The 15,747-nt window shown below is 61.3% G+C and carries 14 protein-coding genes; 6 read left to right on the forward strand and 8 right to left on the reverse strand.

Annotated elements, in window-relative coordinates; translation table 11 throughout:
- Window positions 1-4 precede the first annotated feature (4 nt).
- The 7 genes from glgX to ACIPSK_RS00560 all read right to left on the reverse strand — a co-directional run bounded on the left by glgX (window position 5) and on the right by ACIPSK_RS00560 (window position 7,948).
- Window positions 5-2,161 (reverse strand): glycogen debranching protein GlgX, encoded by a 2,157-nt coding sequence (gene glgX, locus ACIPSK_RS00530; protein ID WP_162115269.1) that lies wholly within the window; start codon window positions 2,159-2,161, stop codon window positions 5-7.
- 102 nt (window positions 2,162-2,263) lie between these two features.
- A complete protein-coding gene (locus ACIPSK_RS00535) occupies window positions 2,264-3,058 on the reverse strand; it encodes an SDR family NAD(P)-dependent oxidoreductase (protein WP_162115268.1) in 795 nt (264 codons plus the stop codon).
- Between the two features lie 349 nt (window positions 3,059-3,407).
- Window positions 3,408-4,622 carry an MFS transporter gene (locus ACIPSK_RS00540; protein WP_162115267.1) on the reverse strand — a complete coding sequence of 405 codons (1,215 nt, stop codon included), beginning with the start codon at window positions 4,620-4,622 and terminating at the stop codon, window positions 3,408-3,410.
- A 143-nt stretch (window positions 4,623-4,765) separates the two neighbouring features.
- A complete protein-coding gene (locus ACIPSK_RS00545) occupies window positions 4,766-5,248 on the reverse strand; it encodes a GNAT family N-acetyltransferase (protein ID WP_162115266.1) in 483 nt (160 codons plus the stop codon).
- A 76-nt stretch (window positions 5,249-5,324) separates the two neighbouring features.
- Entirely contained in the window at window positions 5,325-6,530 is a 1,206-nt protein-coding gene (gene pcaF / locus ACIPSK_RS00550) for a 3-oxoadipyl-CoA thiolase (RefSeq protein WP_162115265.1), read from the reverse strand.
- Between the two features lie 9 nt (window positions 6,531-6,539).
- Window positions 6,540-7,244, reverse strand: coding sequence for a CoA transferase subunit B (locus tag ACIPSK_RS00555; protein ID WP_170260508.1), 705 nt, complete (start codon window positions 7,242-7,244; stop codon window positions 6,540-6,542).
- Window positions 7,241-7,948 (reverse strand): 3-oxoacid CoA-transferase subunit A, encoded by a 708-nt coding sequence (locus tag ACIPSK_RS00560; protein WP_017968319.1) that lies wholly within the window; start codon window positions 7,946-7,948, stop codon window positions 7,241-7,243. Before ACIPSK_RS00560 ends, ACIPSK_RS00555 begins: the two co-directional genes overlap by 4 nt.
- A gap of 158 nt (window positions 7,949-8,106) precedes the next feature.
- Here ACIPSK_RS00560 and ACIPSK_RS00565 point away from each other — a divergent pair, with 158 nt between their 5' ends.
- Window positions 8,107-8,865, forward strand: coding sequence for an IclR family transcriptional regulator domain-containing protein (locus ACIPSK_RS00565; protein ID WP_162115263.1), 759 nt, complete (start codon window positions 8,107-8,109; stop codon window positions 8,863-8,865).
- Between the two features lie 54 nt (window positions 8,866-8,919).
- Here the strand turns inward: ACIPSK_RS00565 and ACIPSK_RS00570 are convergent, their stop codons facing one another.
- Window positions 8,920-10,464, reverse strand: coding sequence for an acid phosphatase (locus ACIPSK_RS00570; protein WP_162115262.1), 1,545 nt, complete (start codon window positions 10,462-10,464; stop codon window positions 8,920-8,922).
- 199 nt (window positions 10,465-10,663) lie between these two features.
- Between ACIPSK_RS00570 and ACIPSK_RS00575 the strand changes: the two genes are divergently transcribed.
- From ACIPSK_RS00575 to arfA, 5 genes are all read left to right on the forward strand, one after another.
- Complete coding sequence (locus ACIPSK_RS00575; protein WP_162115261.1) at window positions 10,664-11,953, forward strand: cytochrome-c peroxidase; 1,290 nt, start codon at window positions 10,664-10,666, stop codon at window positions 11,951-11,953.
- A 125-nt stretch (window positions 11,954-12,078) separates the two neighbouring features.
- Complete coding sequence (locus ACIPSK_RS00580) at window positions 12,079-12,327, forward strand: FitA-like ribbon-helix-helix domain-containing protein (protein WP_017968315.1); 249 nt, start codon at window positions 12,079-12,081, stop codon at window positions 12,325-12,327.
- The gene (locus ACIPSK_RS00585) at window positions 12,324-12,746 is read left to right on the forward strand and encodes a type II toxin-antitoxin system VapC family toxin (RefSeq protein WP_017968314.1); all 423 of its coding nucleotides are present in this window, start codon (window positions 12,324-12,326) and stop codon (window positions 12,744-12,746) included. Before ACIPSK_RS00580 ends, ACIPSK_RS00585 begins: the two co-directional genes overlap by 4 nt.
- Window positions 12,747-12,861: 115 nt before the next feature.
- A complete protein-coding gene (locus ACIPSK_RS00590; protein ID WP_170256523.1) occupies window positions 12,862-13,788 on the forward strand; it encodes an ArsR/SmtB family transcription factor in 927 nt (308 codons plus the stop codon).
- 210 nt (window positions 13,789-13,998) lie between these two features.
- The gene (gene arfA / locus ACIPSK_RS00595) at window positions 13,999-15,507 is read left to right on the forward strand and encodes an arabinosylfuranosidase ArfA (RefSeq protein WP_162115260.1); all 1,509 of its coding nucleotides are present in this window, start codon (window positions 13,999-14,001) and stop codon (window positions 15,505-15,507) included.
- Window positions 15,508-15,747: the final 240 nt, after the last annotated feature.

Genomic DNA, 15,747 nt, shown 5'->3' on the forward strand with positions numbered 1-15,747 from the left:
AGACCTACTTGCTCCAGCGGCCGAACTGGAACCAGCGACGACGCTCGGCCTTTGTCGCGCCTTGCGGCGGTTCGGTTTGTCCCTTCGGTGCGAAGACTGCGACGCTCTGGGCATAGACCATCACCGGATTGTCCTCATCGTGCACCTCGAAAGCCTCCGTCTCTGATCCCGTTTCGAGAACCCTCGACCACTGTTTCAGCCCGTTCACGACAGGCAGATGGACCTCGCAATCGCCGCCTGCATTGAAGACGAGGAAGAGGTCGTCCATCCTCTCGGTATCCGGAGCATGCACGCTCCTCGAGAGATAGACGCCAATGACCTGCAATCCGTCGTCATTCCAGGCGCCGTCATCCATGAAACTGCCGTCGGGCTTGTACCAGGCGATCTCGATGCGCCCGTCCTCGGCTGTCTCTCCGGTCAGGAACCGCTCCTGCCGCAGGACGGGGTGGGCCTTGCGGAAGGCGACTGCCTGCCGGCAGAAATCGAGGAAGGGGTCGTCGAGCCCTGCCCAATCCGTCCAGCCGATTTCGTTGTCCTGGCAATAGGCGTTGTTGTTGCCGCCCTGACTGTTGCCGAGTTCGTCGCCGGCAAGGATCATCGGCACGCCCTGGGAGAGCATCAGCGTCGCCATCATGTTGCGCCGCCGCCGTGACCGCGCGGCGTTGATATCGGCATTATCCGTCGCACCCTCGGCACCCATATTGTCGGAATGATTATCCGAATGGCCGTCCCGGTTATCCTCGCCGTTCGCCTCGTTGTGCTTGTCGTTGAAGGAGACCGTGTCCATCAGCGTGAAGCCGTCATGGGCCGACAGAAGATTGATCGAGGAGGTCGCTCCCCGGTCCGAATGGTTGAACTGCGGCGCCGAGCCGGTGACACGCGCCGCCACCTCTGACACCATGCCGCCATCGCCCTTCCAGAAACGGCGAACGTCGTCGCGGAATTTGTCGTTCCATTCGCGGAAGGGATGCGGGAAGCCGCCGACCTGATATCCGCCCTCACCGATATCCCAGGGTTCGGCGATCAGCTTGACCCCCGATAGCATCGGATCCTGCCGGATGGCGCCGAAGAAGCCGCCCTGGCGGTCGAACTCCAGATCCTGCCGGCCGAGCGTACTGGCAAGATCGAAGCGGAAGCCGTCGATATGCATGACGCCCACCCAGTAACGCAGGCTGTCGAGCACCATGCGCATCACCATGGGGTTGGCGACGTTCAGCGTATTGCCGGTACCCGTCGTATCGAAGGTATGGCGCGGATCATCGGGGGAGAGAATGTAATAGCTCGCATTGTCGAGCCCGCGGAAGGACAGTGTCGGGCCTTTTTCGCTGCCTTCGGCGGTGTGGTTATAGACCACGTCCATGATGACTTCGATGCCGGCGGCATGGAACCTTTTCACCATGGTCTTGATCTCGGTGATCTTGTCGCCGGACATGTAGCGGGATTGCGGCGCAAAGAAGCCGAGCGTCTGGTAGCCCCAGTAATTGCGTAAGTTCTTTTCCAGGAGATAACGGTCGTCGAGGAAATATTGGATCGGCAGAAGCTCGATCGCTGAGATGCCGAGCTTGACGAGATGGTCGATGATCGGATCGCTGCACATGCCGAGAAATGTGCCGCGCAGCCGGTCAGGCACTTTCGGATGCGTCATCGTCAGGCCGCGCACATGCGCCTCATAGATGATCGTGTCGGGCCAAGGGCGGCGGATCGCCTCTTCACCCGCCCAGTCGAAGTCCGGATCCTGCACCACGCCCTTAACCGTGAAGGGCGCGCTGTCGCGCTCGTCGAAGGAAAGGTCATCCTCGCCGATCTGGTAGCCGAACAGCGCATCGTCCCACGTCAACTCGCCCGTCACCTGTTTGGCATAGGGATCGAGCAGCAGCTTGTTCGGATTGAAGCGATGGCCGGCGGCAGGCTCGTAGGGACCATGAGCGCGATAACCGTAGACGGTGCCGGGGCCGATGCCGGCAATATAGCCCGACCAGATATCGCCTTCGCGTTTCGGCAACGGCAGCCGGGCGATCTCATTCTTTCCATCAGGCGAGAAGAGACAGAGCTCCATCTGTTCCGCATGCGCGGAGAATACCGCGAAATGGGTGCCAGAACCCGTATACTCCGCCCCCAGCTCCGGCTTGAGGAAGTCGAGTTCCGAAAATGAAAAGCTCATGGTGCCCCGCTTGCTGAAAAGACCAAGCAGGAAACGTCACGGCGGTTCGAAAGTTCCCTTTTAAAAGGGAAAGCGAAGGATCTTGCTCGCCGATCGAAGCGTCTACGGCATCAGCTGGCCGCCATTGACCTCGATGATCTGGCCGGTGATGTAGCCCGACAGCGTCGGCGAGGCGAGGAAGAGATAGGCGCCGACGCAATCTTCCGACGTGCCGACGAAACCCATCGGGATCGACTTGCGCTGCAGCTCCATCTGCTCGTCATTGGTATAACGCTCGTGGAAGGGCGTGGCGATAACACCCGGCGCCACCGCGTTGACGCGGATCCTGTCGGCGACGAATTCCTTGGCATGACCGCGGGTGATCGTCGAGACGAAGCCTTTGGACGCCGCATAAAGGATCGCACCATTGCCGCCGCCATTGCGCGCAGCGATCGAAGTGGTGTTGATGATGAAGCCGCCCTGCTTCTTCAGCCAGGGATGCGCCGCACGCGTTGCCGCCAGTACAGAGCGTGCGTTGAGATCCATGACCGCGGCATAATGGGCGTCGGTATATTCTGCGGTCGGCTTGCGCCCCAGCATGCCGCCGGCATTGTTGATAAGCCCGTCGAGATGACCGAATGTCTTCGCCGTCTCCTCGACGACACGCTCGGTCTCGCCCTCCCTCGACACGTCGCCCTGGACCAGATGCACCGTGCCGCCGGCAGCCCTGATCTCATCTGCAAGCTTCTCCGCCGGTTCGCGGCTGGCATTATAATGCACGCCGACCTTGGCCCCTTGAGCCGCAAAGGCGCGGGCGAGTGCCGCGCCGATGCCGGTCGAGGCACCGGTGATCAGCACGGCCTTGCCGGACAGGTCCGGCAGCTTGATGGATGCGAGCGATTGCGCAAGTTCGACCATGGCGACGATTGCCTCCCGAAATACCAAGGACATAGGTGATGAAACGAATAGGAGAAGACTTATCAGGGGAAATCGACGAAGGGCAATGCACGAAGGGGAGATTTCATTGTGGGCGAATGCAATGGTTGGTCTGTCGGATGGAAAAGTCCCCTCCCCACAAGGGGGAGGGGCTAAGCTGCGGTGGCCGACGGTGACCAAAAGATAGCTCTTGCCCGCTACCGTTCGGCAGATTGATACGATTGATGGCTGCGTGAGGCGGTGCTGCACGTTAGCCCCTCCCCCTTGTGGGGAGGGGTTGGGGAGGGGTAAGCGGGAGAATGAAAGGCTGACCGCGCCAAGCGCCATCTCATCAAGAAGTTACGCCAAAAGCCGGCTGCGGCTTTTGGCGGGCGAGAGGCGGGAATGCGAGCGCTATCGCAGCGGCCCCCAGCCCGACCATTGCGGAGCCGATGAACAGCCAGGAATAATTGGCGAAAGTGTCGAAGATCCAGCCGCCGATCAGAGGGCCGAACGCCATGCCGAGGCTGGAGAGCATCGTTGCTGCGCCCAAGACGGTACCGATGATGCGTTGGCCGAAATATTCCCGCGCCAGTACCGCATAAAGCGGCATCACGCCGCCATAAGCGCTGCCGAAGACAATGGCGAGCGCATAGAATTCGGTCAGCTCGCTGACGAGGAGATAGGTCGCGAGCGCGGCTGCCTGCACCAGCAGGCCGGCGACCAGCACCGGCTTCACCCCGATCCTATCGGCGAGGCTGCCATAGAGCAGCCGGCCGCCCAGTCCCGCCAGCCCCTCGACGCTGTAGATGCTGACGGCTGCCATTGGTGCGATGCCGCAGATCGTCGCATAGTTCACCATGTGGAAGATCGGGCCTGAATGGGCCGCACAGCAGGCAAAGAAGGTCAGGCCGAGCACGATGAATTGCGGTGACCGGAAGACTTTCGACAGCTGTGGCCTGGCGCCTTCCGCGGCAAATCCGGTGTCGGCATCTGCGGTCTCGGCAGGCGGACGCCTGACCAGCAGCGCGGCTGGCACCAGCAGCACCCAGGCCGCGATACCGATGATCAACATGGCTGGCCGCCAGTCATAGGCCGAGATCAGCCAGCGCGCGAAGGGCGAGATCGTCATCGGCGCAACGCCCATGCCGGCGGAGACAAGCGACACGGCAAGGCCGCGGTGCTCGTCGAACCAGGCGGTCGTCGCCGCGATCATCGGCGCGAAGAAGGCGCTGGCGGCCAGTCCGACGAGGATGCCGTATGTCAGCTGGAATTGCAGGAGTGTCTCGGCGCGGCTCGCCAGCACCAGCGCTAGGCCGAGCAGCCCGGAGCCTATTAGCACGACGACACGCGGGCCGAAGCGGTCGCTTGCCGCCCCCCAAAGGAAGCCGCCTAAGCCCATGACAATGAAATTCAGCGTCATTGCGCTCGCGATGCCGACATGCGACCAGCCGGTCGCGGTTGCGATCGGCTCCTGAAAAATCGCCAGCGAGAACATCGCCCCGATTGCCACGCATGACATCAGAGCGCCGACGCCGACGATGACCCAACGATAAGAAACACTCATGGCTTCATAACCTCCATGCCGGACAGAGTGATCGCGAGGCACGCGGCTCACCCGCCGCATTCCGCGCCTGCGATCTTAAGACGTTTGAACCGCCGCGATTTCGACAGCGCATTCACATCTTTTTTCGCCGCACGATGTGGCCGCTAAAGCGTGCGAAACATCACCAATGCATCGACATAGCCCTGCTTGGGATGAAGGAAGACACCAGGAAGCCGGCCGACGATATCGAAGCCGAGAGATTGCCACAGCCCAACCGCGCGTTCATTGCTGCTGACGACAAAATTGAACTGCATCGCCCGAAAGCCCCGCAAGCGGGCATGATCCAGGGAATGCTCATGCATCAGCCGGGCGACGCCACGGCCGCTTGCGGCAGCATCGGTCATGTAACCGCAATTGCAGACATGCCGGCCGCCACCTGCCTGATTGGCCTTGATGTAATATGTGCCGAGAATCACGCCGTTTTCTTCGGCGACGAAGGTCTCGCGGTCCGGTCCCATCCAGTAGGCCAGCGCATCGGCTTCGCTGAGATCGCGATCGAGCGCATAGGTTTCGCCGGCGCGGATCGTCGGACCAATGATCCTCCAGATGGCGCTTCGATCCTTCTTGTCTGCGGGTCGGATCAGCATGCCCGATCTCTAACGAAACCGGGCGCACCGCGCAACGGGTCGGCAGCCTCCGGCAAAAGCTGGAAGCGTCCCGACCTCAAACCCTTTCAAGCGCAACCGCGATCCCCTGCCCGACGCCGATGCACATGGTCGACAGTGAGTATTTTGCGCCGGTCTCCAGAAGCTCGAGGGCCGCCGTACCGGTGATGCGTGCGCCCGACATGCCAAGCGGATGGCCGAGCGCGATCGCGCCGCCATTGCGGTTTAGCCGCGCGTCATCATCGGCAATGCCGAGTGCGCGCAGGACCGCCAGCCCCTGGCTGGCAAAGGCCTCGTTGAGTTCGATCACGTCGAACTGCTCCGCGGTCATGCCGAGCCGTGCCATCAGCTTGCGCGAGGCCGGGATCGGCCCGACGCCCATCACCCTTGGCGGAACGGCGGCAGCCGCGCCGCCGAGAATGCGGGCGATCGGCGTCAGGCCGTATTTGCGCGCCGCCGCTTCCGACGCGACGATCAGTGCCGCCGCCCCGTCATTGACGCCGGAGGCATTGCCTGCTGTCACGGTGCCGCCTTCCTTTTTGAAGGGCGTGGCGAGTTTCGCCAGCGTTTCGATCGTCGTCGCGCGCGGATGCTCGTCCTTGTCGACGACAACAGCATCACCCTTGCGCTGCGGGATCGTCACCGGGGTGATCTCCTTCGCCAGCCGTCCGTTTGCCTGGGCAGCGGCCGCCTTCGCCTGGCTTCGCACGGCAAACGCATCCTGGTCTTGGCGGCTGACATGATAGTCTTCGGCGACATTCTCGCCGGTCTCCGGCATGGAATCGACACCGTACTGCTTCTTCATCAATGGGTTGACGAAGCGCCAGCCGATCGTCGTGTCATGGATTTCGGCCGCGCGCGAAAAGGCCGTCTCGGCCTTCGGCATGACGAAGGGCGCGCGTGACATGCTCTCGACGCCGCCGGCGACCATCAGCTCGGCCTCGCCGGAGCGGATGGCGCGCGCCGCCGTGATCACCGCATCCATGCCGGAGCCGCAGAGCCGGTTGATCGTCGTGCCGGGAACCGTGATCGGCAGGCCGGCCAGCAGGGCCGACATGCGCGCGACATTGCGGTTGTCCTCGCCCGCCTGGTTGGCGCAGCCGAAGATCACATCGTCAACGGCTTCCCAATCGACGGCGGCATTTCGTTGCATCAGCGCCTTCAGCGGGATTGCGCCGAGATCGTCGGCCCGCACCTGGGATAGCGAGCCGGCGAAGCGGCCGATCGGCGTTCTGACATAGTCGCAGATAAAGGCTTCGGTCATGGCTTTTCCTCAGAGTTGGGGGACGACGAGGTCCGCAACCGGCCCGTCGACATGCAGCGGCGCGCCGGTCATCGCCTGCAATTCCTCTTGCGTCATCGCGGCCAGCTTCTCGCGCAGGACGAAGCGTCCCTTGACGATGTCGATGACGGCATGGCTGGTATAGATCCTGGTGATGCAGGCGACGCCGGTCAGCGGGAAGGTGCATTTCTCCACCAGCTTCGGCTCGCCTGTCTTGGTGACGTGTTCGGTGATGACGCAGACCTGCTTGGCGCCGTGCACCAGGTCCATGGCACCGCCGACGGCCGGCACGCCCTTGCTGCCCACCCGCCAGTTCGCAAGGTCGCCGCTTTGGGCAACCTGATAGGCGCCGAGGATCGCGACGTCGAGATGACCGCCGCGCACCATGGCGAAGCTGTCGGCGTGATGGAAGAAGGCAGCACCCGGCTTCAGCGTCACCGCCTTCTTGCCGGCATTGATCAGATCCCAGTCTTCTTCGCCTGCCGCCGGCGGCTCGCCAAAGTTCAGGATGCCGTTTTCGGTGTGGAAAATCGCCTGACGGCCAGGCGGCTGATAACGGGCGACCATTTCCGGAAAGCCGATGCCGAGGTTCACATAGGCGCCGTCGGCGATGTCCTGCGCGGCGCGCCAGGCGATCTGCGCATTGGAAAGCTTGATGTCTTCGCGGGTGTTGATGCGGCTGATATCAATCGTCATACGTAGGCCACTCCGGCTCGAATGAGCTCTTCTTCCTGCTGGGGATGGGGAACGGCAACGACGCGGTCGACGAAGATGCCCGGCGTCACCACTTGCTCGGGATCGATGCCGCCTGCCGGTACGATGGATGAGACCTGGACGATGGTCTTCGCAGCCGCCATGCACATCAGCGGATTGAAGTTGCGGCCTGCCTTGTTGTAGGTGAGATTGCCCTGGATATCGCCGATCGCAGCCTTGACGATTGCGAAGTCGGCCTTCAGCCAGCGCTCCTGCACGTAATGGCGGCCGTCGAATTCGGCGATGACCTTGCCGTTGGCCAGTTCGGTGCCGTAGGCGGTCGGTGTATAAAAGGCCGGGATGCCGGCCCCGCCGGCGCGGATGCGCTCGGCAAGCGTTCCCTGCGGCACCAGTTCGAGTTCGATTTCGCCGGCCAGATATTTATCCGTGAAGGCGCGCGGATCCGACGAACGCGGGAAAGAGCAGATCATCTTTCTAACCATGCCGGCATCGATCATCGCCGCGATACCGATGCGCCCGTTGCCGGCATTGTTGTTGATCACGGTGAGGCCTTTGGAGCCCTTGTCGATCAACGCATGAATGAGCTCGATCGGCGCGCCCGAGCCACCAAAACCACCGATCATGACGGTCGCGCCATCACCGATCTCAGAGACAGCTTCCGCCGTGCTCCCGACTGTCTTGTCCATGCGGGATCTCTCCTTGGCTGATGCGGTCGGGAACTCTCCATCCCGTCCTCTGGCGTAGACATAAAGCGCGGCAAGCCAGCCGGCAATGTATTTGTGCGATATTTGACATTTGTTCATATATCGCACAACATAAAGCGAATCCATTGGAGACTGGACCCATGCGCGAAACGGATTTCGTCAGCGGCTTCGCCCGCGGCCTGAAGGTCATCGAAGCTTTCGGTGAAACGCGGCAGCGGCTTTCCATCGCCGAGGCCGCCAAGCTGACGGAGCTTGACCGCGCCACCGTGCGCCGCTCGCTGCTGACGCTCGCCGAACTCGGTTATGCCGATTACGACGGCAAGTTCTTCACGCTGACGCCGAAGATCCTGCGCCTTGGCCATGCCTATCTCTCAGCGACGCCGCTGCCGGCGCTGCTGCAGCCGCATCTCGATCAACTCTCGGAAAGGGCCGGCCAGAGCGCCTCGGCCTCAGTGCTGGACAGCACCGACATTGTCTATATCGCCCGCGCTTCGCAGCGCCGCGTCATGTCGATCAACTTGACCCCCGGCAGCCGCCTGCCCGCCTACTGCGCCTCGATGGGGCGCGTGCTGCTCGCAGCCCTTAGCGAAAGCGAGGCACGTGCCATCCTCGCCCGCAGCGAACTGAAGCAAAATACTGCGAATACCAGGACGGATCCGGACGAGCTGATCGCCGAATTCCGTCGGGTCCGCGCCGAGGGTTACGCCATCATCGATCAGGAGCTGGAGATCGGCCTCTGCTCCATTGCCGTGCCCATCGACAACGACCGCAGCGAAACGCTCGCGGCGATCAACATCGGCGCGCCAGCCGCCCTCGTCCCGGCGGCGGAAATGAAGGAACGCTATCTGCCGCTGCTGAAAGAAACACAGGCGGCGTTGCGCCCGCTGCTGCATCGCTGACAGCAAAATTGGGGCAGAGCAACCCCGGTCAGCGCCGGGGCCGCTCGTAATCGGTCAATGCGTCAGGTCGAGCGCAGCTGTGAGGTCACCCATCGGCGGCCGGTCGTTATTGCGCAGCGCCTTGTCGCGGGCGATGACGCCGGGCAGCACCGGCAGATCGTAGCGCGCGGTGATGAAGCGGATGATCGACGTCGTGTCGTACTGGGTGTGATCGACCATGCCGCCCTTGGCGAAGGGAGAGATGATGAAGGCGGGAATACGGTTGCCCGGACCCCAGCGGTCGGCCTTCGGCGGTGCGACGTGATCCCAGAAGCCGCCATTCTCGTCATAGGTGACGATAACGAGCATATGGGCCCATTGCGGGCTCTTCTCGAGATGGGAAACGATATCGGCAAGATGCTGGTCACCGCTCGAAACATCGGCGTAACCGCCATGTTCGTTGAGGTTGCCTTGCGGCTTGTAGAAGGAAACCGCCGGCAGCTTGCCGTCGTCGATATCCTTCAAGAAGGCTTCGCCGCCAAGGCCGCCGTCTTTCAGGTGTTCGGCACGCGCCGGCGTACCGGGCGCATGATTGGCGAAATAGTTGAACGGCTGATGATGGAACTGGAAGTTCGGCACCGGCGTGGCGTTCTTGCCATCCAGGGCTGCCTGCCAGGCGCCGCTATACCACGCCCAGCTGACACCCTTCAGCGACATGAGGTCGCCGATGGTGATTTCATGCTGCGGCGGCAGCGTCGTTGCGGCGGCCGGATCGGCAAAGGCCGGATCGCCGTCCTTGGCCGGCGGATTGGCGCTCGGCTGGTAGGGCGGCTGCATGGTGTTGACGGCGTAGAAGTCAGGCGTCAGCGTGCCGTCGGAGACGAATTTCGGTGCGCCCTCCAGCGCCGACTTCGGGGCATTCTCCGCCACCGTCAGCGATGTCCCATCCGCATCCACCTTGGCGATGGTCGGCTTGGCCGGGCTCTTGTCGGCATCCGGATAATAGGGCGCGCAGGCGCAGACCAACGCGAAGTGGTTGAGGAACGAACCGCCGAAGGCGCCCTGGAAGAAATTGTCGGCAATGACGTATTTCTTGGCGACCTGCCACATTGGCAGGATGGAGCCGTCGTAGTGACCCATGACCAGGCTGCCGGAATCGGCCCAGGCGACGAACTTGTCGTTCTTGCCGCCGTCGATCTGCATCTGCTCTTGGTAGAAGCGATGCCAGAGGTCGCGGGTGACGACCGAAGGCGCCTGCGCAAAACCCTTCGGATCGTCGATCGAGAAGGAGGCGTTGGCGAGATGGGCCGACTGCGCCTCGGTGACAGCAGGCGTCACCCCCTTGGCGGTGAGGCCGCCCCAGGCCGGCGGCAGTTCGGGCAGCGGCTGGCCGTCGCGGTCGAGCTGGCGGGCGCGATCGGCTGTCGCGTTCGAGAGCCCGTCGGCGCCGGGAAAGCTGCCGTAGAGATTATCGAAGCTGCGGTTTTCGGCATAGATGACGACGACATTGTCGATCTTGTCGTAGCCGGCGGGCGCCGCATGGGCTGCCGTCGCCATGGCAAACGGCACCATGGCCGATCCGGCGAGACAGATGGAATGGAGGAGTTTCAGTCTTTTCACGGGAAGTACCTCATGGCTAGGGGGCGTTGGCTAGAGGGAGCGGAGAACGCTCGGGGGCGCGCTGAGGCTATTCCCGCCGTCTATCAACTTTGTGACATCAGGACTTGCCGTGATGCCGCACGAGGATGGCCGTCATCAATTTGTTGCAGCGGGGTTCGATCATAGCGGAAACCGGCCCGAACTTATTGGAATCCTTATGATGACGACGAAGATCATCTGGCTTGTGCGGTCCGGCCTGGCCGTCAGCATGGGTGCCGTGGCGCTTGGTCTTGCCCTTCTTCCCCTGCGGCAAAGCAGCGCGGCAGATGCCGCCGGCGTGCATCCGGGGCCGATGTCGCGCACGGAAGCCTTCGCCCGGGCCGAAACGCTCACAGCGCTCGGCCGCAAGATATTCTCAGATACCTCGCTGTCGGCCTCGGGGCTTCAAGCCTGCGCGTCCTGCCATGATCCGGCTCACGCCTTCGGCCCGGCATCGGCCATGCCGGTTGAAATGGGCGGCGAGCATCGGGACCAGCCGGGGCTGCGCGCCGTTCCGACCCTGCGCTATTTGCAATCGGTGCCTGCTTTCACCGAGCATTATTACGATTCCGAGGACGAAGGCGACGAGAGCGTCGACAACGGCCCGACGGGCGGTTTGACCTGGGATGGCCGGGTCGATCACGGCGCCGATCAGGCAAAGATCCCGCTGCTCTCACCCTTCGAGATGGGCGACAGGGATGTGGCCGAGGTGGTGGCGAAGCTGCAGACGGCGGCCTATGCCGACGACATCAAGGCGGCATTCGGCGAGACCGTGTTCGACAATCCTAAGGACGCCTTCGATGCCGCCGCCGAGGCGCTCGCCACCTTCGAACAGAGCGGTCCAGATTTCTATCCCTATTCCAGCCGCTACGACGCCTTCCTCGCCGGCAAGGCGACGCTGACGGCGCAGGAACTGCATGGGCGCCAACTCTTCGAGGATCCGGCCAAGGGCAACTGTTCGAGCTGTCACTTGAGCGAACCCGCCAATGACGGCGAGCCGCCGCAATTTTCCGATTTCGGCTTCCTCGGGCTTGCCGCGCCGCGCAACATGGCGATCCCCGCCAACAACGATCCTAACTATCATGATCTCGGTCTTTGCGGCCCGCAGCGCACCGACTTTGCCGGACGCAGCGACTATTGCGGCCTGTTCCGCACCCCGACGCTACGCAATGTCGCGTTGAAGCAGAGCTTCTTCCACAACGGCTATTTCCATTCGCTGCGCGACGTCGTCTCCTTCTATGCGACGCGCGACAGCGATCCCGGCCGCTGGTATCCGAAAAATTCCGACGGCACGGTTCGCAAATATGACGACCTGCCGCAGGCTTATTGGGACAATCTCAACCAGGATCCGCCCTTCGGCAGGAAGCCGGGCGACGCGCCCGGGCTTACCGATCCCGAGATCGACGATATCGTCGCCTTCCTGGGAACCCTGACCGATGCCGATCTGCAGCCTGAGGCGACCGGGCACTGACCCGGGCCGGCGGACCACGCTTGTTGTGGACCTGCCAGGCTAAGGACGGAAACGCATCTCGCGACCGTTGCTTGAGAAGATGCGATCAATGATTTATATGCTGTCATTGATGAATGGAGGCAATGATGGCCAGCATGACGATCCGCAATCTCGATGATGGATTGAAGCAGCGGCTGCGCGTTCGCGCCGCCACGCATGGCCGGTCAATGGAAGACGAAGCACGCGATATTCTGCGTACGGCACTTGCGACGACCGAGCCGGTGGCGCGCAATCTCGCCGATACAATTCGCTCCCGCTTACAATCGGTCGGAGGGGTTGAGCTCGAAATTCCCCCCCGCCAGCCGATCCGGGACGCGCCGGACTTTGACGCGTGATCGTCCTCGATACCAACGTCATTTCGGAACTGCTCACGCCGGCGCCGAATGTGGCTGTAATCGAATGGCTCGGGGCACAACATCCACTATCGGTATTCACAACCGCGATTACCGAAGCGGAAATTCTATATGGCTTGCGCCTGCTTCCTCACGGTCGGCGTCGGCGTGATCTCGAGGCAGCAGTCCTGCCGATATTCAATGAGGACATGAGTGGCCGTGTCCTGCCATTCGATCGTGACGCGGCAGACGTCTATGCCATCATTGCCACCAATCGCCGCGAGGCTGGCAGGCCGATCAGCCAGTTCGATGCGCAGATCGCAGCCATCACCGTCTCGCGCGGCGCTTCAGTCGCAACGCGCAATGTGTCCGATTTCGAGGGAATCGGCTTGCAGATCATCAATCCGTGGAAGGATATCTAAGTCCCTCGCATCGCAGAATTCTAAACCATCTAAGTCAGTCACGGTCGATCTAAGCATTCCCACTTGATGTATCATAATTTCCGATATACATCATTTCATCGGAAATAGTGGGGGAATGATGGAACGCTCGTTTTTGACGATTGCCGCCGGCGAGAATAATGATGCGATTCGCGCGCTTTCGGCGCCGGCGCGGCTTGAGATGCTCAGGCTGCTCTGCGCCAGGGGACCGATGAATATCAACGATATCGCGCGTGCTCTTTCTCTTCCACAATCGACTGTCGCCACCGGGATCCAGATTTTGGAAGACGCCCGACTTGTCGATTCCCAGCTGACGAAGGCGCGCAAGGGAAACCAGAAGATCTGCTCTGCGATCTACAGCGAAATTCTGATCAGCTTTGAGGAAAGTGCCGCGCAAAGGGCCAACAATATCATCGAAGTCGAGATGCCGGTCGGGCTCTACACCAGCTGTGACGTCCATGCGCCATGTGGTCTTTGCTCCACCGAGAGCGTCATCGGCCCTCTCGATGTTCCCGACTATTTCCTCGATCCGCAGCGCATGCAGGCCGGACTCGTCTGGTTCGGCAGGGGATATGTGGAATATAAATTCCCCAACAACGCCAAGGTATTGAACAAGGATATCCGCGCCATCGAGTTTTCGATGGAGCTGTCGTCTGAGGTGCCCGGCACCAATCCGGACTGGCCCTCGGATATAACGCTCTGGGTCAACGGCATGGCGATCGGCACATGGACGTCGCCCGGCGACTACGGCGACAAGCGGGGCGCCTTCACGCCGGCATGGTGGAAGCTCGAGGGCTCGCAATATGGTATGATGAAGACCTGGCGGATCTCCACGCGCGGAACCTTCATCGACGGTATCGCCGCATCGAATGTCACGCTCAGCGATCTGGCGCTTGCCCAGCACTCTTCCATCCGGCTTCGGGTCGGCATCGCGGAGAATGCCGGCCATACCGGCGGCGTCAACATTTTCGGCCGCGGCTTCGGAAATCACGGACGCGATATCATCATGCGGCTGCATGTCTGAAAAATAAAAATCGGAAATCCTGATTTAAACATCACGCTTTTTTCCAATTTTGATGACCGATAAAATACGGCAACATACTGTAATAAAAACAATTTCTCGAAAAATAACATTAGTATGATTAAAACCGCAACTCGGTTGACAGAACAACATTCCTGATATCAAGTTAGGGGCAAGAAAACAAAAAATCTGATATATAAACGGGAGGATCCGTTGAAGACGAATGTTGTTGTCCACCGCGATTTCCGCATCGCGACCATTGACTCCAGGCTCTACAGCTCATTTCTCGAGCACCTCGGCAGGGCGATCTACGGGGGCATTTATGAGCCCGGGCATCCCACGGCCGATGAGGACGGATTCCGCCAGGACGTCCTCGATCTGGTCCGTGAGCTCGACACGCCATACTGCCGTTATCCCGGCGGCAACTTCGTCTCGGCCTATAACTGGGAAGACGGCGTCGGCCCGCGTTCGGAGCGCCCGGTGCGCCTCGACCTTGCCTGGCGCACCCGTGAAGCCAACCAGATCGGCGTGAATGAATTCGTCGACTGGTGCAAGAAGGCGAATACCAAGCCGATGCTTGCCGTCAATCTCGGATCACGCGGCCTGGATGCCGCCCGCAATTTCCTCGAATATTGCAATCATCCCGGCGGCACCTACTGGTCGGATCTGCGCCGCAAGCACGGCTGGTCCAATCCGCACGATGTGAAACTGTGGTGCCTCGGCAACGAGATGGATGGTCCCTGGCAGGTCGGCCACAAGTCGGCCTATGAATATGGCCGGCTGGCCGACGAGACGGCGAAGGCCATGCGCGGCTTCGACAAGTCGCTCGAACTCGTGGTCTGCGGCTCGTCGAATTCCGACATGAAGACCTATCCCGAGTGGGAAGCCCAGGTTCTCGAGCAGTGCTATGACAGCGCCGATCACATCTCGCTGCATATGTATTTTGCCAACCGCGAGAAAAATACCCTCAACTATCTCGCCCGCGCGACGAAGCTCGACCGCTACATCACCACGATCGGCGGCGTGATCGACTATATCAAAGCGAAAAAGCGCTCGAAGAAGACGATCGGCATTTCCTTCGATGAATGGAATGTCTGGTATCATTCCAACCAGCAGGACAAGGAGATCCTGGCGCGCGACGAATGGCCGGATGCGCCGCATCTCTTGGAAGACATCTATAATTTCGAAGACGTGCTGCAGGTCGGCGGCATATTGAACACCTTCATCCGACGTTCCGACCGGGTGCGCATCGCCTGCATCGCACAGCTCGTCAACGTCATCGCCCCGATCATGACCGAAGACGGCGGTGCGGCGTGGCGCCAGACCATCTATTACCCCTTCTATTACGCCTCCCGGTATGGCCGTGGAACGGCGCTGCAGCTGGTCGTCGATGGCCCGACCTATGACAGCGACGAGGAGAACGACGTCCCCTATCTCGACGTATCGGCAGTCCATTCCGAGGACGGCAAGACGCTGACCTTCTTTGCCGTCAACCGCCATCCGAGCTCGGCGCTCGATCTCGATGTGCGGCTGGAAGGCTTCGGAAATGCCCGCGTGGTCGAGCAGGTGGAGATGACCCACGGTGATCTGGAAGCCGTCAATACGGCTGCGCGGCCGAAGACGGTCGCCCCCGTCAATGTCGAGAGTGGAAAGATCGAGGATGGACGGCTGCGCGCGGCGCTGAAACCGTTCTCCTACAACGTCATTCGGCTGTCGGTCTGACAGTCACCGCCGGGTAGCCCGTTGGGCCGCCCGGCTAGAACGGGATGATTTTAGGCCGGATCGGCCAAAAATATGAATCCTGTTCTAAATTAAATAGTTAGAGCATGATGTCGTCCGAAAACCGCTCACACTTTTCGGCATCATGCTCTGGGATATTCGGCTCGCTGCGAGGAGGCAGGGAGCCGGAGAGATGGTTCACCGAGGTCCCGGACCTGACTGTTCAAGTCCTGAGGCTTCTGC

It is taken from the genome of Rhizobium sp. LARHSG275 (genome assembly GCF_052871115.1).

Bases quoted from the DNA above. Each gene is read 5' to 3' on its own strand.
- glgX (WP_162115269.1), bottom strand. From the start codon at position 2,161: ATGAGCTTTTCATTTTCGGAACTCGACTTCCTCAAGCCGGAGCTGGGG.
- ACIPSK_RS00535 (WP_162115268.1), bottom strand. From the start codon at position 3,058: ATGGTCGAACTTGCGCAATCGCTCGCATCCATCAAGCTGCCGGACCTG.
- ACIPSK_RS00540 (WP_162115267.1), bottom strand. From the start codon at position 4,622: ATGAGTGTTTCTTATCGTTGGGTCATCGTCGGCGTCGGCGCTCTGATG.
- ACIPSK_RS00545 (WP_162115266.1), bottom strand. From the start codon at position 5,248: ATGCTGATCCGACCCGCAGACAAGAAGGATCGAAGCGCCATCTGGAGG.
- pcaF (WP_162115265.1), bottom strand. From the start codon at position 6,530: ATGACCGAAGCCTTTATCTGCGACTATGTCAGAACGCCGATCGGCCGC.
- ACIPSK_RS00555 (WP_170260508.1), bottom strand. From the start codon at position 7,244: ATGACGATTGATATCAGCCGCATCAACACCCGCGAAGACATCAAGCTT.
- ACIPSK_RS00560 (WP_017968319.1), bottom strand. From the start codon at position 7,948: ATGGACAAGACAGTCGGGAGCACGGCGGAAGCTGTCTCTGAGATCGGT.
- ACIPSK_RS00565 (WP_162115263.1), top strand. From the start codon at position 8,107: ATGCGCGAAACGGATTTCGTCAGCGGCTTCGCCCGCGGCCTGAAGGTC.
- ACIPSK_RS00575 (WP_162115261.1), top strand. From the start codon at position 10,664: ATGACGACGAAGATCATCTGGCTTGTGCGGTCCGGCCTGGCCGTCAGC.
- ACIPSK_RS00580 (WP_017968315.1), top strand. From the start codon at position 12,079: ATGGCCAGCATGACGATCCGCAATCTCGATGATGGATTGAAGCAGCGG.
- ACIPSK_RS00590 (WP_170256523.1), top strand. From the start codon at position 12,862: ATGATGGAACGCTCGTTTTTGACGATTGCCGCCGGCGAGAATAATGAT.